We start from the raw sequence: 26,209 nt of genomic DNA on the forward strand, positions 1-26,209 counted from the left end.
TGCCGTGTCCACTGTGGACTTGACGGGCCAGGTCGCGTTGGTCACCGGCGGCGCGGGCGGGATCGGCGTTGCCGTGTCCCGCCGGCTCGCGAAGCTCGGCGCACGGGTGGCGGTGCTCGACCTGGACGCCGCGGGGGCACAGCGGATCGCGTCGGCGACCGGCGGCATCGCGATCGTGGGGGACGTGACGGACCCCGCCACGATGCCCGCCGTCGTCGAGCAGGTCGAACGGGAGCTCGGACGGCTCGACGTCGTCCACCTCAACGCCGGGATCGGGGGCGGGCAGGCCGGGGTGGACGACGCGCTGGACGTCGAGCGCTACCGGAAGCTGGTCGGGGTCAACGTCGACCACGTCGTCTACGGGCTCTGCGCGGCGGTGCCCGCGTTGCGGCGGCAGGGCGGCGGCAAGATCGTGATCACCGCGTCGCTGGCCGGTCTGACCGCCATGCCCGCGGATCCGCTGTACACGCTGACCAAGCACGCGGTCGTCGGGTACGTGCGGGCGGCGGGAAAGGTGCTGGCGCGGGAGAACATCGCGGTCACCGCGTTGTGCCCGGGGTTCGTGGACACGTTGCTGCTCGGCGCGGCCAAGGAGGAGTTCGACGCGGTCGCCTTCCCGTTGCTGACCCCGTCGGACATCGCGGACGCGCTGGAGTCGGTGCTGGCCGGGGCGGCGTCGGGACAGGCGTGGGTGATCCAGCCCGGTGGGCGGGCCTCGGCGTACGAGTTCCGCGGGGTGCCGGGGGTCGGCGGCGGGCAGCTGCCGCCCGACGTGGTGCTCGGCCGCGTGTGATAACCGGATCCGTGTTGTCTCGTTAGGACGAACAGACGACACGGCGAAAGGAATCCGATGGTGCGGCTGGAGGACGGGACCGAGCTCAACGTGGTGCGGGCAGGTGACCCCGAGGCGCCGGTGACGGTCGTGCTGGCGCACGGCTACGCGCTCGACCACCGCAGCTGGCACAAGGTCGTGGCAGAGCTGAGCCAGGACTTCCAGGTCATCGCCTACGACCACCGCGGGCACGGCAAGTCGACGGGTGCCACCAAGGAGACGGCGACCATCGAGCAGCTCGGGGACGACCTCGGTGAGCTGATCGAACGGGCGGTGCCGCAGGGCCAGGTCGTGATCGCCGGCCACTCGATGGGCGGCATGGCGGCGCTGGCGATGGCGGAACGACGGCCGCGGCTGTTCCGGCAACGGGTGCTGGGCAACGTCTTCGTGTCGACGGCGGCGAGCGGGCGCAGCGAGACGTCGCTGGCGTGGCCGAAGGCCGTGGGCAAGCTCGTCCGGGAGCTGGAGCGGGCGTTCGGGCCGCTCGTGCGGGCCGTGCGGGAGAGGATCGAGCCGACCAAGACCGCGGGGCTGCGGTGGTGGCTCTTCGGCGACCAGCCGGCGGACGAGGACGTCGAGCTGACCGCGGACATGGTGTGGGGGCAGTGGCCGGAGACGGTCGCGCTGTTCCGGCCTGCCGTCGACCGCTACGACCGCGAGGCCGGGCTGACCGTGGCCAAGGAGAAGGCCGTCGTCGCCGTGGTGGGGGACGAGGACCGGCTGGTGCCGGAGGCGGACGCGGCGAAGTTCGGTGGTGTTTCGGTCATTTTGGCCGATGCCGGACATATGCTCCCGCTGGAACGGCCGTCGGAGCTCGCGAACCTGATCCGCGAGGTGGCCGCCAAGGGCTAGCTGGGGGAGAAGGTGCTGCGCTACCTGGAACCGCGAAGGACGACTGGTCCACCGGGCTCGTCCTGCAGGAGCTGGGCTGGTGCGGCACACGCGTGGTGCTGTTGCTGATGGGCGCGGTCGGACCGGTGATGCATCGCGTCGAGATGCTTCCGGTGCGCAGGGGGACTGCTGGACGAGCCGGACGACAAGTACGCCACTATGTCCAGCTCGCCGTCGGCGTGCCGAGGGTGCCGGTGCTGACGATCGCGGCGATACAGCCGGACAGCGACACGCCGCGTGAGGCGCCGGTTCCGTGGATCCAGCGCCTCCGCCAGCCGGACTTCAGCGGCCTGCCGCGCTAGACGGGGGAGCGGCGGGCCCGGCCAGGTGGTCTGCCGAACAACCGGACGTGCTCGTCGACCAGCCACTCCTTGAGCGGCGCCCACTCCGGGTGGTGGTTGAGCACCAGCAGCCGGTGCATCCACCAGTTCGGGTCGTCGTGGCGCGGGAACGCCGCGAGCCACGCGGCCCGGTCGTCCGCGGACAGACCCCACAGGTGGGCCAGCTGGCCCTGGGCGTCGGTGTCGAGCCGCGCGGTGACCCGGCCGTCCTCGGTGTGCCATTCGGCGCGGAGTTCGCGCAGCACGGCCAAGGCTCGGTCGTCGCCTTCCTCAGCGGTCACGACAACTGTGTGGAGGCCCTGCGCCGCGGCTTCGGCGAGCAGGGCTCTGGTGGACGTTTCGTCGTGCGGCAGTGCGCTGTGAGCGACCCCGACTTCATGCGGCACGAGCTCCATGACACCGCATCTGATCACATCTACAACCAATTCGGTGCATTTTATTTCTTCAGTGTTGACTGAAGAGTCACCTTCCCAGGGTCTGCGGACGCGGTTGCACGGACGTTGTTGTACGACGCCCTGACACCGACACCGCACAACGTTTTCGCACTACAACTGCCGTCGAGAGGAACGGTGAGAGTGTTGTTCAGCAGAGAGGCCTCGGCTCGACGCCGGGGAAGTAGTGCTCCCAATGTCGAGTGGACAGGCGCGCCGTCGTAGTGGCGCACACGCGGGCCGCGGTCGCCTCGACGTCGATGTCCCAGACGCGCACCGTGCGGTCCGCGCCGGCGGTCGCGAGGGTGCGGTTGTCCGCCGCGAAGGCCACGCCCCACACCCGTTCGGTGTGTCCGTGCAGCACTGCCCGCAGCTGGGGGTTGCGGGCATCGCGCACGTCCCACACGCGAACGAGGTCGTCGGTCGTGCCCGCCGCGATGATGGTGCCGTCGGGGGAGAAGGCGAGGCGTTGCAGCGGCCCGCCGTCGTTGGGCAGGGCGGAGAGCCGGCGTGGCCGGGCGGGGTCGGCGATGTCGTAGAGGACGCCGCTGCTGCCCATGTTCGCGAACGCCATGACGTTGCCGTGGATGACGACGGTCATGACCTCCTCGCGCCCGGCCTGGCCGCCGCGGCGGATGGGGTCGGGGTTGTCGTCGGTGCGCAACGCCGGGTACGCGCGGGGCGAGGCGGGGTCGCCGACGTCCCACAGCTGCAGGGCGCGGCTGCCGTTCGCGATGACGAGCGTGCGGTCGTCCTCGGAGAACTCGACCTGCCACACGGTGTCGGTCTTCGGCACGGCGAAGCCGCCGGTCTTCACGGGGTTGGCCGGGTCGGTGACGTTCCAGAGGCCGAGCACGCCGCTCTCCTCGGCCACGGCGAGCGTCCTGCCGTCGTGGCTGAAGGTGGCGGCGACGATCGGGACGTTGCCGGTGATCGCCCTGCTCAGCTCACGGGGGTGGGCGCGGTCGCTGACGTCCCACAGCACGTTGGCCGCTCTTGTGGCGCCGAACACGACATCGCGGGCGGGGTGGACGTCGACGGTGAGCGCCTCGTCGTCCGGGCTGAGCTTGGGCAGGACCGAGATCTCCTCGGCATGGCGGTCGTCGGGGCGCCACAGCCTGATGGTGCCGTCGGAGGAGACGGTGGCGAAGAACCGGCCGCGCGGGTCGTAGTCGAGCTTCCACACCGTCTGCTTGTGGTGCGGGTAGTTGAGGTTGGCGAGGTCGAGCACGCGGACCTCGGCGTCGGTGGTGGCGGTGACCATGTGCCGGGAGTCGGGGCTGAACGTGACCGCCCAGAGCGTGTCGGTGTGGCCGCCCAGCGCGGTGGCGAGCCGGATGCCGGTGGGGTCGGTGACGTCCCAGATCCGGGTGGTCTTGTCACCGCCGCCGCTGGCGAGGAACTTGCCGTCGGGGGAGAAGGCCATGGTGTGGACGGAGAAGATGTGCCCGGTGCCGACGCTGAGCTGTACCGGGTTGCGCGGGTCGCGCACGTCCCAGAGCCGCACTTCGCCGTTGTCGGCGCCGGTGGCGAGGACGCGCCCGCCGGGGTGGAAGGCGACGGCGTCGGAGGCGAAGTCGCCGGGCGCCGGGTCGATCGTGGACAGGTGGTCGCCGGTCGCGAGGTCCCAGAGCTTGACCGTGCCGTCCCAGGAGGCGGATGCGACGGTGGTGCCGGCGGGGTTGAGCGAGAGGCCGTGGACGAGGTCGTCGTGGGCCTGGATGGTGCGGACGAGGGTGGCGGGGCCGGAGAGGTTCCAGACCCGGATGGTCTTGTCCTTGCCGCTGCTGACGAGGGTGTGGCCGTCCGGGGTGAACTGGACGGCCTGGACCTGGCCCTCGTGGCCGGTGACGCGGGCCTTCTCGACCGGGCGGCGCGGGTCGGCGACGTCGAAGAGGTGGATGACGCCGTCCCAGCCCGCGGCGGCGACGGTGCGGCCGTCGGGGCTGAACGCCATGTTGTGGGTGGCGTCGTCACCGGCGTGGACGCGGCCGAGCTCGGCGGGGTGGTGGGGGTCGGCGAAGTCCCAGAGGATCAGCTGCTTGTCGTCGGCGACGGTGGCCAGGACCTTGCCGTCCGGGCGGAACAACGCGTAGGAGGCCGCCTCCGCGTGTCCTTTGACGAGGGTGACCTGGGGTGCGGCGAACGTGCTGAGCAGGCTGTCGCGGGCGACCGGCAGGCCGCTGAGGCGGTAGGCGGCCAGGCGCAGCTGGCTGGCGAGACCGGGATCGCGGTCCTGCAGGACGTTGGCGTCGGCGATGGCCTTCTGGGCGAGCGCATTGGTGCGTTGCTCGGTGGTCTGTCGTTGCGCGCGTACGGCGAACACAGTGGCTGTGGTGGCCACGAGCAGCAGTGCGGCCAGCAAGGCGACGACTCGGCGCAGGGTGGTGGTGCGGCGTTTCTCGGTGGCGAGGTCCTGCTCGGCGGCGGCCTTGCTGGCGTCGAGGAACGCCCGCTCCTCGGCGTTGAGGGCGCCGGGTTCGCGGCTCGCCCAGCCGGTGGCCTGCGCGAGCGGCACACCGCGGTAGAGCGAGCCGGGGTCGCGGCCGTGTGCGACCCAGTCGGTGGCCGCGGCGGTGAGCCTGCGGTGCACGCGCAGGTCCTCGCGCGCCTCGGCGAGCCAGTCCCGCAGGCGCGGCCAGCTGCGGATGACGGCTTCGTGGCTGATCTCGACGCTGTCGTCGTCGACGGTGAGGATGCGGGCGTTCGCGAGGTGTTCGACGACCTCGTCGGCCGCGAGTTCGGACAGTTTGACGTGCCGTTTGGTGTCCTCGGTGCCTTCACCGGGGTTGACCAGGCGCAGGAGCACCTGACGGGCCTGGGCCCGCTGGTGCTCGCCGAGGCCGGTGTAGGCGTTCTCGGCGGTGTTCGCGATCGCGCGGGCGATGCCGCCGCTCTCGTGGTAGCTGGTGAGCGTGAGGGTGTTGCCGCGTTTGCGGTGCCACGTCTCCAGCAGCGCGTGGCTGACGTGGGGGAGGACGCCGGGTTCGCCGGTGGCGTCGGCGATGAGGCGGGCGACGAGCCCGGTTTCGAGCGCGCAGCCGACCTCCACGGCGGGCTGGGTGATGGCCCTGCGCAGCTCGTCCGTGCTCATCGGGCCGACCAGGACCTGTGCTTCCTCGACGGCGGCCGCGAGGCTCGGGTAGCGGGCGCAGTGGCCGTAGAAGTCGGCGCGCAGGCCGATGACGATCTGGTGGTCACGGCTCGTGAGGTCGGCGATGAACCGGTCGCGGTGGGGGAGGGAGAAGATCTCCTCGAACTGGTCGACGACCAGCAGGCCTTCGGTGTCCGGGAGCGTCTCGTGGGTGCCCGGGGTGATCAGCTCGCCGTTCCTGCGGGCCAGCAGACCGGCCCTGAGCAGGGAGGACTTGCCTGATCCGGAGGCGCCGACGACCAGCACGGTGTCGTGCCGCTCCAGCTTGGCCAGCAGCCTGCCGACGAGCTTCTCCCGTCCGAAGAACCTGTCGGCGTCCTGCTCGGTGAACGCCTTGAGGCCGACGTAGGGGGAGTCGGGCTGGGGTGCGTCGCGGTCCTGGGCGCTGATCTCGCGCCAGCGCCGTTCCCACGCGTCCTCGTCGCCGCCGCAGGCCCGGACGAACGCCAGCGTGACCGCCAGGCTGGGCAGCTTCTGGCCGCGGGCGGCGTCGGCGAGGGTGCTGGCGGAGTAGTGGCTGAGGCGGCCGAGCTCGCGGTAGCCGGGGGAGCCGGCCTTGTCGCGGAGTTTGCGGAGGTCGAAGGCGAACTGTTCGACGGGCCCGGCGAACGGGTCGAGCGGCCTTTCCGGGCGGGGCATGACGGTGATTGTTTCATCCGCGCTCGGCTCGTCACTCACGATGATTTCAGTGCAGACCAAAATCAGTCATCAGACGCGTGCAGACGTCAAGCACGAACAGACCCAAGAACAACTTCACGGGCGAGGTGAAGCAGCCGCCGGAAGCGGTCGCGCGCCCGAGGCGGCGGCCCCGGTCGAGCGGGGCTTTCCGGCGGAGTGCGGCTCTGCGTCAGGTGATGAGGCCTGGCAGCAGCGCGGGCTGCCGCTTGCGGCGCAGCCAGACCTTCCGGGAGCCGTCGCCGTAGAGCAGCGTGCGGGACAGTTCCCAGCCCGCGAACTCGGCGTGGATGGCCAACTGCGTGGTCGCGGTGCGGCGGGAGACGCCCGGCGGCAGACGCAGCGGCCGGTACTCCCAGTCCCCGTCGATCACCCCTTCGTTCATGGCGAGATCACCTGTATCCCTCCGTTGTCGCCGGACGTGACGGTGACGCGTCCGGTCTCCTGGTCGACGCTGACCGTGTTGGGTTGACGCACGGTGGGGAACCGGTACTTCTCGGTCGGTTCGCCACCGGCGACGTTGAGCCCGACGACCTCGTTGCGCTCGGTGAGCGTGATCCACGCGATGTCGCGCTTGGCGTCGTAGGCGATGCCGTAGGGGCTGCCGGGCACGGGGTAGCGCTGGCGCATGATCAGGGGGTTGATGCTGAACGCGATGAACTCCCCGCCGCGGGTGTCGACGACGAGCAGCCGGCCGTAGCGGTCCGCGACGGCGTTGGTGGCGCCGTCGCCCGCCCGCAGGCCGGTGCCGCGGGTTTCGGCGCCCTTGTCGTCGGTGGTCATCTCGAACACCGCGCTGCGCAGCCGGTCGAGCTCGACGTCACGGCCGTTGACCTTGAACTTCAGCGTGGTGTCGCCCTCGGTGAAGGTGCCGCCGGGCGTGACCTCGCCGGGCAGCGAGCCGTTCTGGGCGGGGGAGTGGGCCGGCTTGGCGGCTTCGAGCGTCGCCGCGACCTGCAGCGGATCCTGTGACCCCTCGCTCTGTCCGCACGCGGCGAGCGTGGCGGTGGTCAAGAGCAGAGCAGCGAGCCGGCGCAAGATCGGGTCCTCCTGAGACGCGTCGTGGTCTTCCAGCATCCACGACGTTTGGTCGAAGGTCACGCAAGGGGTGGGCGGAAACCCGTTTGGCCGTGTCCGGCAATTATCTCTATTGCTTCAGTGTGGCCTGAAATCAATACCCAACAGTAGTCACGACCCAGCCGAGAACCAGGCGTCAAATCACGGCATAGGACGTTCGGGGTAGCCCAGCTCGATGGCGCTGACGTCGTCCAACGCGGCGCGGATCGCGGGTGGCAGGGTCAGTTGCTCGGCTTCCAGTGACGCGATCAGCTGGTTGGTGTCGCGTGCTCCCACGACGGGCGCGACGACGCCGGGCCGGTCGCGCACCCAGGCCAGTGCCACGCACAACGCCGAGGTCCCGAGCCCGTCGGCGGCGGTCGCGACGGCCTGCACGATCCGGGCGGCGCGCTCGTTGCGGTGCTGCTCCACGTACCCGGCGAAGTGCGCGGAGGCGCCGCGTGAGTCCGGTGGCGTCCCGTTGCGGTACTTGCCGGTGAGCACGCCTCGTCCCAGGGGTGCCCACGGCAGCAGTCCGAGGCCGTGGTGCAGCGCGGCGGGGGCGACTTCGCGCTCGATGCCGCGTTCGAGCAGCGAGTACTCGACCTGGGTGGAGATGAGGGGGAAGGTCGAGGGGGTCATGACGGCGGTGGCGAGCTGCCAGCCGCTGTAGTTGGAGATGCCGGCGTAGCGGACCTTGCCGACGGAGATGGCGTGGTCGAGGGCGGAGAGGGTCTCCTCGACGGGGACGCCTGCGTCCCAGGCGTGCAGTTGCCAGAGGTCGATGTGGTCGACGCCGATGCGGCGCAGTGATCCGTCGAGTGCGGTGAGCAGTGCGCCTCGGGAGGCTCCGCCGCCGAAGGGGCCTTCGGTGCGGCGGGCGACGGCTTTGGTGGCGATGACCAGTTCGTCGCGGGGGACGACTTCGCCGAGCAGGCCGCCGAGGATGCGTTCGGACTCGCCTTCGGTGTAGACGTCGGCGGTGTCGACGAGGGTGCCGCCGGCGTCGGCGAAGGCCATGAGCTGGGTGGCGGCCTCGTCCGCGTCGGTGTCGCGGCCCCACGTCATCGTGCCCAGTGCCGTCCTGGACACGCGGAGGCCGCTGCGGCCGAGGTATCGCTGTTCCACGTGCGCGATGCTAAGGGGTGATCATCGGCTGAGCCTGGCAATCGGTGTTACTGACCGGTAGGGTCTCGCCCGTGAAGCTCGGATTGAACCTCGGATACTGGGGCGCCGGCAACGACGCCGCGAACCTTGAGCTGGCCAAAGAGGCCGACCGGCTCGGCTTTTCGGTGGTGTGGGCCGCGGAGGCCTACGGTTCCGACGCGCCGACGGTGCTCGCGTGGGTGGCCGCGCAGACCGAACGCATCGACGTCGGCAGCGCGATCTTCCAGATTCCGGCGCGGACGCCGGCGATGGCGGCGATGACCGCGGCGACGCTGGACACCCTGTCGGGTGGCCGGTTCCGGATGGGTCTCGGCGTGTCGGGTCCGCAGGTGTCGGAGGGCTGGCACGGGGTGCGGTTCGACAAGCCGCTGGCGCGCACGCGTGAGTACGTGGAGATCGTGCGGAAGGCGTTGTCGCGCGAGAAGCTGCGGTATGAGGGTGAGCACTACACGCTGCCGTTGCCGGATGGTCCGGGCAAGGCGTTGCAGCTGACGGTGCACCCGGTGCGCGAGCAGATCCCGATCTACCTGGCTTCGGTGGGTCCGAAGAACCTGGAGCTGACGGGTGAGATCGCGGACGGCTGGCTGGCGATCTTCTTCTCGCCGGAGTACTCGGCTGAGTCGCTGGCGAGCGTGAGGGCCGGTCGGGAGAAGGCCGGCAAGACGATGGACGGGTTCGACGTGGTGCCGACGGTGCCGTTGATCGTGGGTGAGGACTGGAAGGCGTGTGCTGACCCGGTTCGCGCGTACACGGCGTTGTACGTGGGTGGCATGGGCAGCCGCAAGCAGAACTTCTACAACAACCTGATGGTGCGGATGGGTTTCCCGGCGCAGGCTGAGGAGATCCAGGAGAAGTACCTGGCCCGTGACTACGCGGGTGCGATGGCGGCGATCCCGCTGGAGTTCCTGGACGCGACGTCGCTGTTGGGGCCGAAGGAGCGCATAGCAGACAAGATGAAGGCGCTCGCTGCCGCGGGGGTCACCACGCTGTCCGTTTCGCCGATGCTGCAAGATCTGGAGCAGGGGATCGCGGGTCTTCGGACCGCGGCCGAGGCTCTGGATCTGGCAGGAGTGGGTAGTTGAGCTGGTTGCAGGCTCTGGTCCTCGGACTGGTCCAAGGACTGACGGAATTCCTGCCGATTTCCAGCAGTGCGCATCTGCGCATCACGTCGACGCTGTTCTTCGGCAACGACGCGGGCGCTTCGTTCACGGCGGTCATCCAGCTGGGGACCGAGGTGGCGGTGCTGATCTACTTCGCCAAGGACATCGGGCGGTTCATCGCCGCCTGGTTCCGCGGGTTGTTCAGCGCCGCCGCGCGTCAGGAGAAGGACTACAAGCTCGCCTGGTACGTGATCATCGGTTCGGTGCCGATCTCGGTTCTGGGTTATCTGCTGAAGGACGAGATCCGGACGTCGGCGCGGAACCTGTGGATCACGGCGACGATGCTGGTGGTGTTCGGTCTGCTGCTGGGGCTGGCTGATCATCTGGCCAAGCACGCGCGGGACGAGCTGCGGATGAAGGACGCGATCGGGATGGGGCTGGCGCAGGCGCTGGCCCTGATTCCGGGTGTGTCGCGTTCAGGTGGCACGTTGACGGCGGGTCTGTTCCTGGGGCTGACCCGGGAGGCGGCGGCGCGGTACTCGTTCCTGCTGGCGATTCCGGCGGTGTTCGGGGCGGGGTTGTTCTCCATTCCGGACGTGCTGGAGCGTTCGGGTGCGGGTGTGCAGGCGTCGGTGCCGCAGATGATCGTGGCGACGGTTCTGGCGTTCGTGGTGGGGTACGCGACGATCGCGTGGTTGTTGAAGTACGTGTCGAAGCACTCTTACTCGGCGTTCGTGTGGTATCGGCTGATGCTGGGCCTGGTGCTGATGGGGCTGCTGTCGATGGGGTTGTTGCAACCGATCTAAGGTGGAATCCGTGGCTACGGTGATTCTGCTTCGGCATGCGCGTTCGACTGCCAACGGTTCCGGTGTGCTCGCCGGGCGGTCGTTGGGTGTGGGGTTGGACGAGCGGGGGCAGGCGCAGGCCGCGGCGCTGGTGGGCCGGTTGAAGGATGTTCCGGTCTGTGCGGTGGTGTCGTCTCCTTTGCAGCGTTGCGAGGAGACGCTCGCGCCGTTGCTGGCGGATCGTGCTCTTGAGGCGGTCGCGGAGCCGGATGTGTCCGAAGTGGACTACGGGGCGTGGACCGGCAAGGCGTTGAAGGATCTGCTGAACGAGCCGTTGTGGGCGGTGGTGCAGCAGCATCCGTCGGCGGCGGTGTTTCCCGAGGGTGAGGGGCTCGCGCACGTGCAGGCGCGGGCGGTGGCCGCAGTGCGGGCGCATGATGCGCGGATCGCGGAGGAGCACGGGCCGGGTGCGGTGTGGGTGTTGTGCTCGCACGGTGATGTGATCAAGTCGGTGCTGGCGGACGCGTTGGGTGTGCATCTGGACGGGTTCCAGCGGATCGTGGTGGATCCGTGTTCGATCTCGGTGGTGCAGTACACGCAGACGCGGCCGTTCGTGTTGCGGGTCAACGACAACGGTGGGGATCTGGCGGGTGTGGTGCCGAAGGCGCCGCCGCGGGAGGAGCCGTCGTCGGACGCTACCGTGGGCGGCGCGACCGGGATCTGAGGTAGCGCTGTTCGGGCGCGCTCAGGGTGAGTTTGGCGGCTTTCTCGTATTCGTGTCGTGCGGCTTCGTGTTGTCCTTGCAGGTCGAGGAGATGCGCGCGGACGGCGTGGACTCGGTGGTGGTCGAGGTCCAGCGTGGACAGTTCCTGCAGCGCTTTGTCGGGGCCGTGGACCATGGCCACGGCGACGATGCGGTTGAGTGCGACCATCGGGCCGGGTGCGGTGACGGTGAGCAGTTCGTAGAGGCCGAGGATCTCGTGCCAGTCGGTGTCGTCGGCGGTCTTGGCGTCGGCGTGGACGGCGGCGATCGCGGCCTGCAGCTGGTAGGGGCCGATCTGTGCGGTGGCCAGGGCTTTCTGGATGAGTGTCGTGCCTTCGGCGATGGCTTCGGTGTCCCACTCGGTGCGGTCCTGTTCGGCGAGTGGGACGAGGGCGCCGCGGGTGTCGGTGCGGGCGGGGCGGCGGGCGTCGGTGAGCAGCATCAGCGCGAGCAGTCCGGTGAGCTCGCCGTCGTCGGGTCGTCTGCGGTGCAACTGGCGGGTGAGGCGGATGGCTTCGGTGGTGAGGTCGACTCGGACGAGGTCGTCGCCGGAGCTGGCGGTGGAGCCCTCGGTGAAGATCAGGTAGAGCACGTGCAGGACGGCGGTGAGGTCGGCCGGTGGCCGGAACTTCGCGCCTTTGATCTTCTGCTTGGCGCGGCTGATCCGTTGTGCGACGGTGGATTCGGGGACGAGGAACGCGCGGGCGATCTCGGCGGTGGTGAGGCCGCCGACGGCGCGGAGGGTGAGTGCGATCTGCGAGGCGGTCGTGAGGCTTTCGTGGCAGCACAACGCCAGGATCGTGAGCGTGTCGTCCTGGGCGGGGACCGGATCGGGTGGCGGTGGTGTCAGGGCGGCGGCCTTGTCCTCGCGCTGACGTCGTGCGACGTCGGACCGGTACTGCTCGATCCAGCGGCGGCTCGCCGCGGTGATGAGCCAGCCCTTGGGGTTGTCCGGGACGCCGTCGACGGGCCACTGCTGCGCGGCGGCGAGCAGGGCCTCCTGCACGGCGTCCTCGCAGACGTCGAACTGGCCGTGCCGGCGCACGAGCACGCCGAGGACCTGCGGCGCGAGGTCGCGCAGCAGGTCCTCGATCCGCGGTGTGGTTCTCACAGGTCGAGCATGCTCATGTCGAAGACGGGCCGGATCTCGATGCCGTCGTTGTGCGCGTCGGGCAGGGTGGCGGCGTGGGCGATGACCTGGTCGATGGTGTCGGCCTCGACCAGGTAGAACCCGGCCAGGTACTCCTTGGCCTCGGCGAACGGTCCGTCGGTGACGACGACCTCGCCGTTTCTGATGCTGACGCCCTTGCCGGTCTCGGGTCCGGGGAGGCCTTCGCTGACGATCAGTTCGCCGGAGGCGCGGAGCTTGTCGCTGAGGTCGTAGTGGGCCTGTCCGAACTGCATCTGCTGTTCTTCGGTCAGCTTCTCCCACGCGGCGCGTGACTTCGGGTTGCTGTAGATGAGGATCAGGTACTTCACTTCCGGCCTCCGCTCCTGGCTGGCTCGCCAAAAATCTTCTCACCGCCATGTCGAGGCCGCGGGCCGTGCTTCGACATCGCTGTGTCAGCCGGTTCGAGATGGAGGTTTGCGGAGATGACTCAGACGCTGGTGCCGGACGAGGTCGCGATCCGCGCGTTGTTCACCGAGCTCGTGGAGGGCATGCGGGAGCGCTCGCCGGGGCGGGTCGTCGCGCGTTTCGCCGAGGACGCGGTGACGTGCACGTTGGCGCCGCCGCTGCGCAACACCGGGTTGGACGCTCGTGATCCGGAGGCGGTGGCGGGGTGGATGGCGGGGTTCGACGGGCCGATCACGGTCGAGCACCGGGATCTGGAGGTCGCGGTGTCGGGTGATGTCGCGTTCGTGCACGGGCTGCAGCGGCTGGCGGCGGTGCCGGTCGGGTATCCCGAGGGCTTCTCGATGTGGACGCGGGTGACCGTGGGGCTGCGGAGGCGGGAGGGGCGGTGGCTGGTCACGCACGAGCACCAGTCGGTGCCGTTCCACATGGACGGGTCGTTCCTGGCGGCGACCGATCTGGTGCCCTGAGCTGGAAATGTGCCGGGGCCCGGACCGTGCAGGGGTGCGGTCCGGGCCCCGGTCTTCCTCGTGGCGGGTCCTACTTGACGTTCACCGCGGCCCAGGCCCGGTTGACTGCCGCGTACTCCGGCGACGAGGTGCCGTAGAGGTCGGCCGCGGCGGCGAGGGTGCCGGTGCGGGCGGCGGCGTACTTGGTGCTGGAGGTGAACTTGGTGGTCAGCGCGCGGTACCAGATCTTCTCGGCCTTGGCGCGGCCGATGCCGGTGACGGGCTGGTTGTCGTAGGTGGGGGAGTCGTAGGTGACGCCGTTGATGGTCTTCTGGCCGCTGCCCTCGGACAGCAGGTAGAAGAAGTGGTTGGCGATGCCCGACGAGTAGTGCACGTCGACGCTGCCCGCGGTGGACGACCAGTAGTCGAGGCTGCGGCCGTCCTTGGAGGGCTTGTCCATGTAGCGCAACGGCTTGCCGTCACCGCGGATGTTGATCTTCTCGCCGATCAGGTAGTCGCCGACGTCGCTGCTGTTGGCGGCGTAGAACTCCGTGGTGGTGCCGAAGATGTCGCTGGTGGCCTCGTTGAGGCCGCCGGACTCACCGGAGTAGACCAGGCCCGCGGTCGCGGAGGTGACGCCGTGCGACATCTCGTGCGCCGCGACGTCGAGGGAGGTCAGCGGGTTGCGGTTGTTCGCGCCGTCGCCGTAGGTCATGCAGAAGCACGAGTCGTTCCAGAAGGCGTTGCTGTAGTTGCTGCCGTAGTGGACCTTGCTCAGCGCGCCCACGCCGTTGTTCTTGATGCCGTTGCGGCCGTGGACGTTCTTGTAGTAGTCCCAGGTCTTGGCCGCGCCGTAGGCGGCGTCGACGCCGGCGGTCGCGGGGTCGGTGTAGGTGCCGTTGCCCCACTTGTTGTCGGCGTCGGTGAACAACGTGCCGGTGCCGGTGCCGGAGCCGTTGCTGAGGTTGTTGACCGCCTGGTTGCCGCGCGCCGGGTCCTTGAGCTGGTAGGTGCTGCCCGACTGGGTGGTGTTGAGGGCGACCGTGCCGCTGAAGGTGGACTGGCCGGTGCCCTCGGCGACGTGGATGTCGTCGTAGGACAGCAGCTTCTCGCCGGTCTTGGCGTCGGTGAACGTGTGCAGCTCGCTGGGCGTCTGGTCTTCGCCGACGCTGTGCTCGACGGTCTCCCAGGCGAGCACCGGGGCGTGGTCGAACGCGAACACCACGAGCGTGGCGCCGGAGCGGGCCGCGACGGGCGTGGAGGTGTCGAGGCCGGCGAGGGAGGCCCCGGACGCCTTCGTGACGCCGGTGACCTGGCCGGCCTTCTGGGTGACGACCACGTCGCCGCCGAAGACCTTCAGGCCGTTGAGGGTGCGGTCGAACCGCAGGTGGTTGGTGCCGTCGGCGTCGCGTAGGACGTCCTTCGGCACGAGCCGCTCGCCCCCGGCCAGGCCGAGGGCGGTGGAGATCGTCCCCGCCGGGTCGGCCGCGTTGGCCGTGAACGTGCCCGTGGCGGCCAGTGCCGCCGCGGACATCAGGGCAGTCGTGATGCCCAGGGTCTTGCGCTTCATGAACGCTCCTTGTTCCGGTGCAGGGAGTGATCGCCCGGCGTTGCAGGGGTGCCGGATCGATCACCGTGGAACAGCCCGACCTTCGTCTCGATGACCGGGCGTGGTGATCGTATTGCTCTCAGTGCATGCGACCAGCCACTCCCAAAGTGCGAGATAGCTTCATGAATTGAGCTGCGGCGCTGGTCAGGAGACCGTCTTTTGTCCGCATGGTGGAACAAAAGAGCAGCTCAACGACCGTGGAAACGCAGCGGAAACAATCCGTGCCGGCCGTGCCTACGGCGCAGTCCGCTGCTCCGTTTGGTGCAGCCCTACCGGAGGGGATCTTGTTTAGAGTTAACCGGCGGCCCTGAGAGCTGAGTCACAGATTCACAGGCCCAGACGGGTGACGGCGTTGTCCTCGAGCGGGTTCGCGGTGCGGATGTAGCGGTGCACCGTCCGCGGGTTGGTCCACCGGCCCTGCCGCATGATCTCCCGGTCGCTGGCCCCGCCCAGCGCCGCCTGCGTCGCGAACCCCGCCCGCAGCGAGTGCCCGCCGAACAACGCCGGATCCAGCCCCGCCCGCAGCGCGTACCGCTTCACCAGCTCCGCCACCGCACGCCCCGACATCGCCTTCTCGCCGATGCCGCCGTGCCGGTTGACCACCGGGAACACCGCGCCCGTCCGGCTCGTGCCCTCGTAGCCGTGGCAGCGGTGCGGACCGGTCTCCTCGATCTCCCTGCCGTCCAGCACATCCGCCCAGTCCGCGAACGCGCACACCGGACACGTCGGCCGCCGGCCCCCGCGCGGCAACACCACCGACTGCTGATGCCTGCCCGTCTGGTCCGTCTTCGTCGTCCCCAGCCGCACCAGCAGCAACGGCTCGTGCGTGCGCGGATCCACCTCCACGCTCACGTCCTCGAACGTGATGGCCGCGAGCTCGCTCCTGCGCAGCGCACCGGCGAACCCCACCAGCAGCAACAGCGCGTCCCGAACCCGCGCCGGCCCCTGCGGCGGGCGTTCCCGCAGCAGCGCCTCCAGGGTGTCGAGCAGCACCGGCCGTTTGCGCCTCGGCTGCGACCTGCGGCTGCGCCGGATGCCCCGCAACGTCAGCCGCACGACGTCACTGCGCGTCGGGCTCGGCAACCCGTTCGCCGCGTGCACCGCCGAGATCGCCGCCGACTTGCGCTCCAGCGTCGAGGCCCCGAACGCCGGCGACCCGTCCGGTTTCACCGTGTCCGCCGCGGCCGCCAGGTACACCGCCACGTCGAGCGGATCCGCCGGCAGCGCCTGCCTGCCCTCCGCCTGACACCACCCGGCCCACGCGATCCAGTCCGACCGGTACGCGCGCACCGTGTTCGGCGACTGCGCACTGCGCAGGTAGTTGCTCAGCGACGCCGCCTGCTCGTCGTCGAACCGCTCGCGCACCCTCGCGAGCGCCTCGACGTCGATCAGCACCGAGTGCGACACCCGGACCAGCGCGTGCTGAACGGGTTCGGGCAGGCTCACACCCGCGATGGTAGCCCTCTGATCAACTCCGCCACCTCGCCCGGCGCGAGCTCCAGCGCGCTGATCCCCACGCTCACCTCGAAACTGCACCGCCGCGGGTCCGGATTGGACCGCGCGTACAGGAAGAGCTTGATCCCGGTCTCCTCCGCCAGGTTCCGCGCCGCCCGCTGCGCCTGTTCGGGTGGCATCGGCAGATGGACGTGGAACAGGGGAGTGGCCGGCACCTCCGGCGTGGTGTGCGCGAACCCGTCGTCGTTGATCGCCTTCGCCAGCGCCCGCGCGTGCGCCTTGAACTCCGTCATGCGCGGCAGGTTCTCGTCCATGCCCATCAACGCGATCGCCGCCAACGGCCACGCGTCCACGATCGCCCCGCCCAGCCTCCGCCGCCACACCTCCGCGTGCCCGATCGTGCCGGCGTCACCGGCGAGCACGGCGCCCCGCACCCCTTCGAGTCCTTTGTAGAGCGACACGTACACCGTGTCGAACAGGCCCGCGATCTCCGCGAGCGCGGCGTCGAAACCGGTCTGCGCCTCCCAGATCCGCGCCCCGTCGCAGTGTGCCGCCGCCCCCTGGCCCCTGATCCACTCTCGGTCTGCAGCCGCAGGTCGTCGAACGCGGGCAGGCGGCCGCCGATGTCGCGTTGCGGCAGCTCGAACACCACCGCCGCCAACGGCTCGTTGACGGTCTTGAGGTCGTCGAGGCCCATCAGCCCGTTGCGGTCACCCACCGGGTGGAACCGCAGCCCGTGCACCGCGCTGTACCCCTGGTTCTCCCACACGTGCAGATGCGACTGCGGATGCCCGGCGAACGCGTACCGCCCCGTCCGCTCGGCGTGCACGCGCAACGCCGCCTGCTGCGCCATCGTCCCCGACGGGAAGAACAAGGCCTTCTGCTTGCCCAGCAGGCCCGCGACCCGTTCCTCCAGCTCCCGCACCGGCCCGTCGGCCGTCATGTCCGGTGTGACCCACCCCGCGAGGCGGCGCAGCACCTCGTGCGGCGACCGGCGCGGACCGGAGTGGTTCGACAGCGAGCGGCGGATCTCCATGCCCACGAGGCTAATTATCACCAGTATCTTGCAATAGTGCTGTTCGCGTGATCAGGCGGCTGCGCTCAGTCGCGCGTCCAGCTCCTCCTCGTCCGCCACGAACCACAACTGCCTGCCCTGGTTCGACTCGTGGACGAAGTCCCGCAACGCCGTGCTCGCCGCCACGTGCTCGGCGATGTCGCCCACCACCACGACCCGGAACCCGTACTGCTGCAGCTTCTGCACCACCGCGCCCGCCACCCGCGTGCGCAACCGGAAGAAGTCCGGCGTCAACCGCGCCACCGGCAACACCAGCCACTGCACGTCCTGACCCCACAACGTGGCCATCAGGTCCACAGCGGACCGCTCGTCACCGATCGGCGGTCCGTCGGGCGCGCACATCAGGACCGTCGCGCCGTGGCGCGTCTGCACAACATCAGGCATGGGCACGGAACCTAGCCGTGCGGCGCGGCCGCTGTCGCGGCGAATACCGTTCGGATCCGCTCACCCGGTTGTAGCGCGGTGATCTCCGGCGGCGATTGACCGGTCATGAACGAACGGGGCCTGCCCGAACGGCGACAGGCCAAAGGACTGGTCGCGGCCGGGCTGGTCCTGGCACTGGTGTGGAGTTCCGCGGTCTTCGGCTGGGTCGCCTGGGACGCGGTGGGCACCTGGGTCCAGGCACGGGCCACCGAGGTGGCGCTGCTCGCCGTCTCGGTGTTCCTGCTTTGCGGTGGCCTGTGGACCTACGTCACCAGACAACCGCGCGCGGCCCGTCCTCCGGCGCTGAGCTGGCCGGTCGTCGCGGTCGCCGCGCTCGTCATCACCGCGGTCGGCTGGGGCGCGACCAGCTGGCTGCTCGCCGAGGCGGCCAAGGCGAAAGACCCCTCCGCGGCGAAGATCGAGGCGATCAAGACCGGCCTCGGCATCGGCGCGGGCACCGGCGGTCTCTTCGCGCTGCTGCTCGCCGTCCGCAGACAGTGGCACCAGGAACTGACCGCCTCGGACACGGCCTTCGACGCCACCGAACGCCGCGTGACCGAGCTCTACACCAAAGCGGTCGAACAGCTCGGCTCCGGCCACGCCGCGGTCCGGCTCGGCGGCCTGTACGCGCTGGGCCGGCTCGCCCAGAACACCCCAGAACAGCGGCAGACCATCGTCAACGTGCTCTGCGCCTACCTGCGCATGCCGTATGACCCCGCAGCCCCCGCGCCCGCTGCCGACACCGACCAGCAGTCCCGCGACCGCCACCGCGACCTCGTCCAGGAACGCGAGGTCCGCCAGACCGCGCAACGCATCCTCACCGACCACCTCAACCCCGGCACCGACGCGTTCTGGGGCGAATCCATCGACCTGGACCTCGCCGGCGCGACGTTGCTCGACTTCGACATGCAGCACTGCCACGTGCACGACGCCCGGTTCACCAACGCCGTCTTCCACGGCCACGCCCAGTTCGGGAACACGACCTTCCACGGCGCAGCCTCGTTCTCGGGCGCGGCGTTCACCGACGCCACCTGGTTCGACAGCACCACCTTCCACGGCGTCGCCCAGTTCGGCGACGCGGCCTTCCACGACACGGTCCTGTTCGCCAACGCGACGTTCCACGACACCGCCCAGTTCGCACGGGCGGCCTTCAAGGCCAGCGCACTGTTCGGCAAGGCCAGATTCCGCGCCGTCACGGTCTTCGAAGGCGCCGTCTTCGACGACATCGTCTGGTTCGACAAGGCCACCTTCGCCGGTACCGCGTTCTCCCAAGCCACCTTTCGCGGCGTCGCCAGGTTCCCCGAAGCGCGTTTCGACGGCACAGCCCTGTTCGACCACGTGACCTTCGAGACGGTGGCACTGTTCGACAAAGCCGGCTTCGGTGACCGAACCTCCTTCGACGCCGCGGTCTTCCACAACACCGCTTCATTCGCCGGCGCCACCCGCGGACTTCTGGCCTTCCAGCCGGCACAGCTTCGGCAACCGGAAACCGGCGTATCGTGAGCCGGTCGGGCCGACCAGGGCGCGGAGGTGTGCATGACCGAACCTGACTACCTCCGCCTACGGCTGAACATCGAGCCCGCCGGCGACGGTGACGCGGACGAAGCCGAGCAACTCGCTCGCCGCCTGCGCGCCGAACTGTCCGGGCTCAACCTGGACCTGCTCACCACGCTCTCGGCGAGTGAGCTGTCGCCCGCACCCCAGCAGGGCACCTCGTCGACGATCCCGTTCGTCGACTACATCGTCCAGCTCCCGACCGGCATGCTCTCGCCTGTCTTCACCCTGATCCGTTGGTGGCTCGGGCGCGGCAAGGCGAACCGGCGGATCCAGGTGACCATCGGCAGCGACAGCATCGAGCTGACCGGTGTCACCGAGGCCGAGCAACAGCAGTTGATCGACGAGTTCCTGCGGCGGCATTCCGCCGGCTGAGAACAGGCTCCGCGCATTGCTGGTGTTGTGGGCAGGGGCCTGCGGTGTCGCAACAGCCGGAGCGCCGAAGTGCAGCGAAAATCGCGCGCGTCGCGTGCCGCCGCTGGGTAGCGTCGCCGGCCATGCGTGATCTTGCGACGTTGCCCAAAGCCCACCTGCACGTGCACCTGGAGAGCACCGTGCGGGCGGACACGCTGGCCGAGCTCGCGGACCTGCACGGCGTCGACGTGCGGGCGCGGACCGGGAGGTTCGAGGACTTCACCGAGTTCGCCGCGCACAACGGGCTCGTGCGGGACTGCCTGCGGCGAGCCGAGGACTTCAGCCGGATCGCGTACGAGTTCTGCGCCGAGGAAGCAGCGCAGGGGACCCGGTACGCCGAGGTCACGTTCACCGCGGCAGCGCACGGCGAACGGCTCGGAGATCCGGACATGCCGCTCGAAGCGGTGTTGTCCGGGCTCGCCGCAGGACAGGCCGCCCACGGCATCGAATGCCGTGTGATCGTGGACCACCCCCGCAAGCGGTCGGTCGAACGGTTCGAGACGTCACTTCGGCTCGCGGCCGCACACCCGCAGGTCGTGGCGATCGGCATGGCCGGAGCGGAGGACCACCCGCTCACCCCGTTCACCCCCGTGTTCCGGGCCGCCCGCGAAGCCGGGATCGGGCTCGTGCACCACGCCGGAGAGTGCTGCGGCGCCTCCAGCGTGCGCGAAGCCGTCACCGTGGGGCTCGCCGACCGGATCGGCCACGGGTTCCGCGCGCTCGAAGACCCCGAGGTCGTCGCACTGCTGCGCGACCGCGCCGTTCCGCTCGAAGTGTGTCCCTCGTCCAACGTCGCACTGGGACTGGTCGAGTCCATCTCCTCTCATCCGCTGCCACTGCTCATCGACGCCGGGCTGACCGTCACCCTCAGCACCGACATCCCCTCGTCCACCGGCGCCACGCTCACCGGCGAGTACCGGCTGCTGCGCGACGAGCTCGGCTTCGACGACGACACCATCGCCACGATCGCGACGAACGCCGCCGACGCCTCCTTCGCGCCCGAGGACACGAAAGCCCAGCTGCGTCAGGACATCGCCACCTGGCGCGCCGGCTCGTAACACACCAGACCGTGCCGCGCCGCCAGCAACCCCACCAGCTCCACCACCTGCTGCCGGCCCGGCCACACCACGTGCACGATCACCGCGTCCACCCCCACCGTCAGCGCCTCGTTCCACGACACCGGCGACGACGGATCGGGCGAGGTCTGCCGCAGCTCCCGCACGAACGCCGCCACCGCCGCGTCGAACGCGCCCAACGGCGAAGCACGCAGCTCCGCGTAACGCGCCGCCGCCTCCGCCGAGGACGCCGGACCGGGAGCCCGCCACACCACCACATCCACCGGCACGTCCATCACGCCACCTTCCCGAACAACGCACCCAGCCGCGGCACCCGCGCCGAGATCTCCACCGGATCCGCGAAGTCCCACCTCCGCCCCGCGGGCTCCGGCGACACCAGCACCCGCAGACCACGCGCCTGAAGCTCCGACTCGAGATCACCGTCGAACGCCTCGGCCGCCACGTAGTCGAGCCCCTCCCACGCCGGCCACTCGTCATCGGCCCACGCGTGCACGCCACCACGCGACGCCAGCACCCGCACGTGCGGCAGCTCCGCCAACGCGTCCGGAGACTCGGCCACCGACTCGAACACCGCCCGCCCCCGACCCACCAGCCACGCCTGGAAGTAGAAGAACCCGTCGTCGCCGCACAGACCGCCGCAGATCACCTCGGCCGCCTGCCAGTGCGCCCACGTGTCCACCCGCCGCCGCACCTCGTCCAGCCGCAGCGCGAACTCCACCGCCTCCTGCGACGAAGCCAGCGCGGCGGCCAGCCACTCCAGCCGCCGGTCCTGGTCGGAGGTCTCCGCAGCCGACCTCTCGACCAGCGCCCAGAACGCGTTCAGGTCCATGCCCAGCACGCTAGCGAGAGGGTCTGACAATTTTCGGTGCCCACCCGTCGTGCCTGGTCAGGAGGCCTCTGCCGGCACCGCGAGGTGTGTGGGTGTTCGCGCCGGCACGGGACGCGAGCGGGCGTTCTCCGCCGAGGAGGCGTCGGGCATGACCGCCCGACGCCTCGTTCGAGCCGCCGGCGGGCGCCGGTTCCAGGCAACGTGAGATGTGCGCACCGAACGCGAGCGAATGTCCCGCACGCCACCCGGGTGACCACCCGTGGGCCGCGTACCAGCCGCCCCGGCACGTGCACGAGCGTCCGAACCAAAGCCGCGCGACCACCGGCGCGCCTGCTCACGCCGCCGGCAGGCACCGAACCCAACGCGCAGACGGCCCCCGCGGCAGTGCCGAGCGCGGCACGGGCGGTTATTGGCGCGAACGAGCCGGGGTGGTCTGACTATCCTTGAGGCCAAATGGACACCCCGCTCGCTGAACTGCACAAACGCCTGCCCGAGCTCATGCCGCGTGATCAACGCCGGCTCGCCAGGCGCCTCGACGGCGTTGGCAAGGTCAAGGACCCGCTCGCCCGCAAGAAGATCACCGAGGAGATCGCCGCCCAGATCGACGAGGCCGCGCTCAAGGTCGCGCTGCGCAGGGAGTCCGTTCCCAAGATCAGCTACCCGGAAGAACTGCCGGTCAGCCAGCGCAAGGACGACATCAAAGAGCTGATCGCGAACCACCAGGTCGTGATCGTCGCCGGCGAGACGGGCTCCGGCAAGACCACCCAGCTGCCCAAGATCTGCCTGGAGCTCGGCCGCGGCGTCATCGGCCAGATCGGCCACACCCAGCCGCGCCGCATCGCCGCCCGCACCGTCGCCGAACGCGTCGCGGAGGAGCTGAACACCAAGCTCGGCGACACCGTCGGCTACAAGGTCCGGTTCACCGACCAGTCCGGTGACGACACCCTCGTCAAGCTCATGACCGACGGCATCCTGCTCGCCGAGATCCAGACCGACCGGACGCTGAGCCGCTACGACACGATCATCATCGACGAGGCCCACGAACGCAGCCTCAACGTCGACTTCCTGCTCGGCTACCTCAAGCAGCTGCTGCCGCGCCGGCCCGACCTCAAGATCGTGATCACCTCCGCCACGATCGACCCGCAGCGCTTCAGCGCCCACTTCGGCGACGCGCCGATCATCGAGGTCTCCGGCCGCACCTACCCCGTCGAGACCCGCTACCGGCCGCTCGACGAGGAGGACGACCAGACCCAGGGCATCATCAACGCCGTCCACGAGCTGCAGGCCGAAGGTCCCGGCGACGTCCTCGTCTTCCTGTCCGGCGAACGCGAGATCCGCGACACCGCCGACGCCCTCAAGGCCGAGGACCTGAAGAACACCGAGATCCTCCCGCTGTACGCGAGGCTCTCCGTCGGCGAACAGCACCGCGTCTTCCAGCGTCACAGCGGCCGCCGCATCGTGCTGGCCACCAACGTCGCCGAGACCAGCCTCACCGTGCCGGGCATCAAGTACGTCATCGACCCCGGCAACGCCCGCATCTCCCGCTACAGCCACCGCCTCAAGGTCCAGCGCCTGCCGATCGAACCGATCAGCCAGGCGTCGGCCAACCAGCGCAAGGGCCGCTGCGGCCGCGTCAGCGAAGGCATCTGCATCCGCCTGTACTCCGAAGAGGACTTCGAGGCACGCCCGGAGTTCACCGACGCGGAGATCCTGCGCACCAACCTCGCCAGCGTCATCCTGCAGATGACCGCCATCGGCCTGGGCGACGTCGCGAAGTTCCCGTTCATCGACCCGCCGGACTCGCGCAACATCAACGACGGCATCGGTCTGCTGCAGGAGCTCGGCGCCATCAACGCCGCCGAGAAGAAGCTCACCCCGACCGGCCGCAAGCTCGCCCAGCTGCCCGTCGACCCGCGCCTGGGCCGCATGGTGCTCGAAGCCGACACGACCGGCTGCCTCAAAGAGGTCATGATCATCGCCGCGGCGCTGTCCATCCAGGACCCCCGCGAACGCCCGGCCGACCAGCAGGAGGCCGCCACCCAGCAGCACGCGAGGTTCGTCGACAAAGAATCCGACTTCGTCACGTTCCTCAACCTCTGGGAGTACCTCAAGCAACAGCAGAAGGCGCTGTCGGGCAACCAGTTCCGCAAGCTGTGCAAGAACGAGTTCCTCAACTACCTGCGCGTGCGCGAGTGGCAGGACATCTACCTGCAGCTGCGCCAGGTCGCCAAGCAGCTCGGCATGCACCTGGCCGACCAGCCCGGCGACCCCCGCAACATCCACATCGCCCTGCTGTCCGGCCTGCTCAGCCACATCGGCGTCAAGGACGTGCTCAAGAAGCAGGCCCCCGGCGAGAAACGCCGTCCCATGACGGAGTTCCTCGGCGCCCGCAACGCCAAGTTCGCGATCTTTCCCGGCTCCGCGCTGGCCAAGAAACCACCGCAATGGGTGATGGCCGCCGAGCTGGTCGAGACCAGCCGCCTCTGGGGCCGCATCGTCGCGAAGATCGAACCCGAGTGGGCAGAACGCCTCGGTGAGCACGTGGTCAAGCGCCAGTACTCCGAACCGCACTGGGAGGCCAAGCGCGGCAGCGTCGTCGCCCTGGAGAAGGTCACGCTCTACGGCGTCCCGATCGTCGCCGGCCGCAAGGTCAGCTACGGCCGCATCGACCCCGAGCTGTCGCGTGAGCTGTTCATCCGCCACGCGCTGGTGCAGGGCGAGTGGACCACCCACCACAAGTTCTTCCACACCAACCGCGCGCTGCTCGACGAGGTCGGGGAACTGGAGAACCGGGCGCGCCGCCGCGACATCGTCGTGGACGAGGAGACCCTGTTCGAGTTCTACGACCAGCGCGTCGCGCCCGAGGTCGTCTCCGCACGCCACTTCGACTCCTGGTGGAAGAAGCAGAAGGACAAGAACCTGCTCACCTTCACCAGGGACATGCTGGTCAACGACCGCGCCGACGTGAGCCCCGAGGCCTATCCCGACCAGTGGCGGCAGGGCGAGCTCACCCTCCCGCTGAGCTACCACTTCGAACCCGGCACCAAGAACGACGGCATCACCGTCCAGCTCCCGCTGCCCGCCCTGACCACGCTCGACGACGACGCGTTCTCCTGGCAGATCCCCGGTCTGCGCCACGAGCTCGTCGTCGCCCTGATCCGGTCACTGCCCAAGCAGCTGCGCCGCAACTTCGTGCCCGTCCCCGACGTCGCCACCGCCGTGCTCGCCCGGGTCAAGCCCGAGGAGACCAGCCTGCTGGCCGGGATCGAACGCGAGCTCAAAGCACTCACCGGCGTCACCGTGCACCGCGACGACTGGCAGTTCGACGCCGTCCCCGACCACCTCAAGCTCACCTTCCAGGTCGTCGACGAGCAGAACCGCACCCTCGCCGAGGGCAAGGACATCGCCGCGCTGAAGGAGAAGCTGCGCGACGAGGTCCGCGAGTCGCTCAGCCAGGCCGCCGGCCACCTCGAACGCACCGGCCTCACCACCTGGGACTTCGACACCCTGCCGCGCACCATCGAGCAACGGCAGTCCGGCATCACCGTCACCGCCTACCCGTCGCTGGTCGACCAGAGCTCGGCCGTCGCGATCAAGGTCCTCGACACCCCCGGCCGCCAGGCCTACGCCCACCGCCGCGGCGTGCGCAGGCTGCTGCTGATGAACATCAACTCACCCGTCAAGCACCTGCAACGCCACCTCGACAACGCCGCCAAGCTCGCGCTGACCCGCAACCCCCACGGCGGCGTCGCGGCGCTGCTGTCGGACTGCATCATGGCCGCCGTCGACCGGCTGATGGGCGAACCCGCCTGGGACGCCAAGACCTACGCCGCCCAGCTGAAGCGGGTCCAGGCCGCGCTCAACGACACCACCTGGGTCGTCGTCCAAGAGGTCCGCAAAGTCCTCGAAGCCGCCCACGAGGCCGAACTGAAGCTCACCGGCCTCAAGGGCGCGCCGGACTCCGCCGCCGACATCCGCGCCCACCTCAACTCGCTGGTGTACAAGGGGTTCGTCACCCACACCGGGTACGACCGGCTGCCCGACCTGGTCCGCTACCTCAAGGGCATCTCCCGGCGCATCGAGAAGCTGCCCGAGAACCCGCGCCGCGACCTCGAATGGACCGACAAGGTCCACCAGGTCCACGCCGAGTACCGCGAACTGCGCGCGCAGACCCCGGCCGACGAGCCCGCGCCCGAGCTCGACGAGATCCGCTGGATGATCGAGGAGCTGCGGCTGTCGTACTTCGCCCAGACCATCGGGACGCGGTACACGGTCAGCGACAAGCGCATCTACAAAGCACTCGACGCCGTGCCGCTGTGAGCCGCTACCGTGGAGCATGAGGTTCTCGGGGGATTCCACGTGGCTGATCAGAAGCGGTGACGGCGGCACGTTCCCGCTGTTCGTGCGGGAGGCGCTCGGCATCAGCACCCCGACCGCCGACGCCATCCCGCGCCTGGTGCCGCCGGTGCCGCGGCTGACCGATCTCCTGTACCCGCCGGAGCTCGTCGAGGACTGGGACCGGTGGTGGCGCGGGTGCACCTCGTCCGGGTCCAGCCG

General features: G+C 69.7%; 25 protein-coding genes and 1 pseudogene. 12 read left to right on the forward strand and 14 right to left on the reverse strand.

All coding sequences use genetic code 11. The features are described 5' to 3' along the window. Window positions 1–4 precede the first annotated feature (4 nt). The 3 genes from ACWEIJ_RS41495 (at window position 5) to ACWEIJ_RS41505 (ending at window position 2,025) form a co-directional block, all read left to right on the forward strand. The gene (locus ACWEIJ_RS41495; protein WP_449842785.1) at window positions 5–793 is read left to right on the forward strand and encodes an SDR family oxidoreductase; all 789 of its coding nucleotides are present in this window, start codon (window positions 5–7) and stop codon (window positions 791–793) included. Between the two features lie 57 nt (window positions 794–850). Continuing rightward, window positions 851–1,684 (forward strand): alpha/beta fold hydrolase, encoded by an 834-nt coding sequence (locus ACWEIJ_RS41500; RefSeq protein ID WP_449842786.1) that lies wholly within the window; start codon window positions 851–853, stop codon window positions 1,682–1,684. A 92-nt stretch (window positions 1,685–1,776) separates the two neighbouring features. Beyond that, the gene (locus tag ACWEIJ_RS41505) at window positions 1,777–2,025 is read left to right on the forward strand and encodes a hypothetical protein (protein ID WP_449842787.1); all 249 of its coding nucleotides are present in this window, start codon (window positions 1,777–1,779) and stop codon (window positions 2,023–2,025) included. Here the strand turns inward: ACWEIJ_RS41505 and ACWEIJ_RS41510 are convergent. The 5 genes from ACWEIJ_RS41510 to ACWEIJ_RS41530 all read right to left on the reverse strand — a co-directional run bounded on the left by ACWEIJ_RS41510 (window position 2,022) and on the right by ACWEIJ_RS41530 (window position 8,508). Beyond that, complete coding sequence (locus ACWEIJ_RS41510) at window positions 2,022–2,450, reverse strand: [protein-PII] uridylyltransferase family protein (protein WP_449842788.1); 429 nt, start codon at window positions 2,448–2,450, stop codon at window positions 2,022–2,024. The genes ACWEIJ_RS41505 and ACWEIJ_RS41510 overlap by 4 nt on opposite strands. 196 nt (window positions 2,451–2,646) lie before the next feature. Beyond that, complete coding sequence (locus ACWEIJ_RS41515; protein WP_449842789.1) at window positions 2,647–6,288, reverse strand: nSTAND1 domain-containing NTPase; 3,642 nt, start codon at window positions 6,286–6,288, stop codon at window positions 2,647–2,649. 208 nt (window positions 6,289–6,496) lie between these two features. Next, the gene (locus ACWEIJ_RS41520) at window positions 6,497–6,709 is read right to left on the reverse strand and encodes a DUF5703 family protein (RefSeq protein WP_382380143.1); all 213 of its coding nucleotides are present in this window, start codon (window positions 6,707–6,709) and stop codon (window positions 6,497–6,499) included. Continuing rightward, window positions 6,706–7,425, reverse strand: coding sequence for a YncE family protein (locus ACWEIJ_RS41525; RefSeq protein ID WP_449842790.1), 720 nt, complete (start codon window positions 7,423–7,425; stop codon window positions 6,706–6,708). Before ACWEIJ_RS41525 ends, ACWEIJ_RS41520 begins: the two co-directional genes overlap by 4 nt. 117 nt (window positions 7,426–7,542) lie before the next feature. Continuing rightward, window positions 7,543–8,508, reverse strand: a complete 966-nt coding sequence (locus ACWEIJ_RS41530) for an aldo/keto reductase (RefSeq protein ID WP_449842791.1) — start codon at window positions 8,506–8,508, stop codon at window positions 7,543–7,545. 71 nt (window positions 8,509–8,579) lie between these two features. On the opposite strand from ACWEIJ_RS41530, the gene ACWEIJ_RS41535 reads away from it, so the two are divergent. From ACWEIJ_RS41535 to ACWEIJ_RS41545, 3 genes are read left to right on the forward strand one after another with little or no spacing between them, the layout of a single operon-like run. Beyond that, on the forward strand, window positions 8,580–9,629 hold the full coding sequence (locus ACWEIJ_RS41535) for an LLM class F420-dependent oxidoreductase (protein ID WP_204765897.1): 1,050 nt from the start codon (window positions 8,580–8,582) through the stop codon (window positions 9,627–9,629). Beyond that, on the forward strand, window positions 9,626–10,453 hold the full coding sequence (locus ACWEIJ_RS41540; RefSeq protein ID WP_449842792.1) for an undecaprenyl-diphosphate phosphatase: 828 nt from the start codon (window positions 9,626–9,628) through the stop codon (window positions 10,451–10,453). Before ACWEIJ_RS41535 ends, ACWEIJ_RS41540 begins: the two co-directional genes overlap by 4 nt. A 10-nt stretch (window positions 10,454–10,463) precedes the next feature. Then, window positions 10,464–11,156: a histidine phosphatase family protein gene (locus ACWEIJ_RS41545; protein WP_449842793.1), complete on the forward strand. Its 693-nt coding sequence runs from the start codon at window positions 10,464–10,466 to the stop codon at window positions 11,154–11,156. On the opposite strand, the gene ACWEIJ_RS41550 is transcribed toward ACWEIJ_RS41545, so the two are convergent. Both ACWEIJ_RS41550 and ACWEIJ_RS41555 read right to left on the reverse strand, forming a co-directional pair. Beyond that, entirely contained in the window at window positions 11,128–12,306 is a 1,179-nt protein-coding gene (locus ACWEIJ_RS41550; protein ID WP_449842794.1) for an RNA polymerase sigma factor, read from the reverse strand. The genes ACWEIJ_RS41545 and ACWEIJ_RS41550 overlap by 29 nt on opposite strands. Next, window positions 12,303–12,674 carry a YciI family protein gene (locus ACWEIJ_RS41555; RefSeq protein ID WP_449842795.1) on the reverse strand — a complete coding sequence of 124 codons (372 nt, stop codon included), beginning with the start codon at window positions 12,672–12,674 and terminating at the stop codon, window positions 12,303–12,305. The genes ACWEIJ_RS41550 and ACWEIJ_RS41555 overlap by 4 nt, the downstream gene beginning before the upstream one ends. Before the next feature lie 114 nt (window positions 12,675–12,788). Here ACWEIJ_RS41555 and ACWEIJ_RS41560 point away from each other — a divergent pair, with 114 nt between their 5' ends. After that, window positions 12,789–13,238 carry a YybH family protein gene (locus ACWEIJ_RS41560; RefSeq protein ID WP_449842796.1) on the forward strand — a complete coding sequence of 150 codons (450 nt, stop codon included), beginning with the start codon at window positions 12,789–12,791 and terminating at the stop codon, window positions 13,236–13,238. A 70-nt stretch (window positions 13,239–13,308) separates the two neighbouring features. Here ACWEIJ_RS41560 and ACWEIJ_RS41565 read toward each other — a convergent pair whose 3' ends face one another. From ACWEIJ_RS41565 to ACWEIJ_RS41585, 5 genes and pseudogenes are all read right to left on the reverse strand, one after another. After that, window positions 13,309–14,787, reverse strand: a complete 1,479-nt coding sequence (locus tag ACWEIJ_RS41565; protein WP_449842797.1) for a M4 family metallopeptidase — start codon at window positions 14,785–14,787, stop codon at window positions 13,309–13,311. Window positions 14,788–15,153: 366 nt separating this feature from the next. Then, on the reverse strand, window positions 15,154–16,272 hold the full coding sequence (locus ACWEIJ_RS41570) for a site-specific integrase (protein ID WP_449842798.1): 1,119 nt from the start codon (window positions 16,270–16,272) through the stop codon (window positions 15,154–15,156). Further along, entirely contained in the window at window positions 16,269–16,853 is a 585-nt protein-coding gene (locus ACWEIJ_RS41575; protein WP_449842811.1) for a beta-eliminating lyase-related protein, read from the reverse strand. Before ACWEIJ_RS41575 ends, ACWEIJ_RS41570 begins: the two co-directional genes overlap by 4 nt. Window positions 16,854–17,011: 158 nt before the next feature. After that, window positions 17,012–17,317: pseudogene (locus tag ACWEIJ_RS41580) on the reverse strand (beta-eliminating lyase-related protein); the annotation flags it as partial. A 51-nt stretch (window positions 17,318–17,368) separates the two neighbouring features. Then, entirely contained in the window at window positions 17,369–17,740 is a 372-nt protein-coding gene (locus ACWEIJ_RS41585) for a DUF4180 domain-containing protein (protein WP_449842799.1), read from the reverse strand. A 105-nt stretch (window positions 17,741–17,845) separates the two neighbouring features. Here ACWEIJ_RS41585 and ACWEIJ_RS41590 point away from each other — a divergent pair, with 105 nt between their 5' ends. From ACWEIJ_RS41590 to add, 3 genes are all read left to right on the forward strand, one after another. Then, window positions 17,846–19,282 (forward strand): pentapeptide repeat-containing protein, encoded by a 1,437-nt coding sequence (locus ACWEIJ_RS41590; protein ID WP_449842800.1) that lies wholly within the window; start codon window positions 17,846–17,848, stop codon window positions 19,280–19,282. Between the two features lie 33 nt (window positions 19,283–19,315). After that, the gene (locus ACWEIJ_RS41595; protein ID WP_449842801.1) at window positions 19,316–19,708 is read left to right on the forward strand and encodes an effector-associated constant component EACC1; all 393 of its coding nucleotides are present in this window, start codon (window positions 19,316–19,318) and stop codon (window positions 19,706–19,708) included. Window positions 19,709–19,830: 122 nt separating this feature from the next. Further along, on the forward strand, window positions 19,831–20,805 hold the full coding sequence (gene add / locus ACWEIJ_RS41600) for an adenosine deaminase (protein ID WP_449842802.1): 975 nt from the start codon (window positions 19,831–19,833) through the stop codon (window positions 20,803–20,805). Here add and ACWEIJ_RS41605 read toward each other — a convergent pair. Beyond that, window positions 20,772–21,098 (reverse strand): hypothetical protein, encoded by a 327-nt coding sequence (locus tag ACWEIJ_RS41605; protein ID WP_449842803.1) that lies wholly within the window; start codon window positions 21,096–21,098, stop codon window positions 20,772–20,774. The two genes, add and ACWEIJ_RS41605, sit on opposite strands and share 34 nt — an antisense overlap. Continuing rightward, entirely contained in the window at window positions 21,098–21,652 is a 555-nt protein-coding gene (locus ACWEIJ_RS41610; RefSeq protein WP_449842804.1) for a DUF4240 domain-containing protein, read from the reverse strand. The genes ACWEIJ_RS41605 and ACWEIJ_RS41610 overlap by 1 nt, the downstream gene beginning before the upstream one ends. Before the next feature lie 453 nt (window positions 21,653–22,105). On the opposite strand from ACWEIJ_RS41610, the gene hrpA reads away from it, so the two are divergent. Both hrpA and ACWEIJ_RS41620 read left to right on the forward strand, forming a co-directional pair. Then, the gene (hrpA, locus tag ACWEIJ_RS41615; RefSeq protein WP_449842805.1) at window positions 22,106–25,972 is read left to right on the forward strand and encodes an ATP-dependent RNA helicase HrpA; all 3,867 of its coding nucleotides are present in this window, start codon (window positions 22,106–22,108) and stop codon (window positions 25,970–25,972) included. A 16-nt stretch (window positions 25,973–25,988) separates the two neighbouring features. After that, window positions 25,989–26,209 (forward strand): hypothetical protein (locus tag ACWEIJ_RS41620; protein ID WP_449842806.1); only part of this gene is annotated, 221 nt, incomplete at its 3' end.

The organism is Lentzea sp. NPDC004789, from assembly GCF_053601075.1.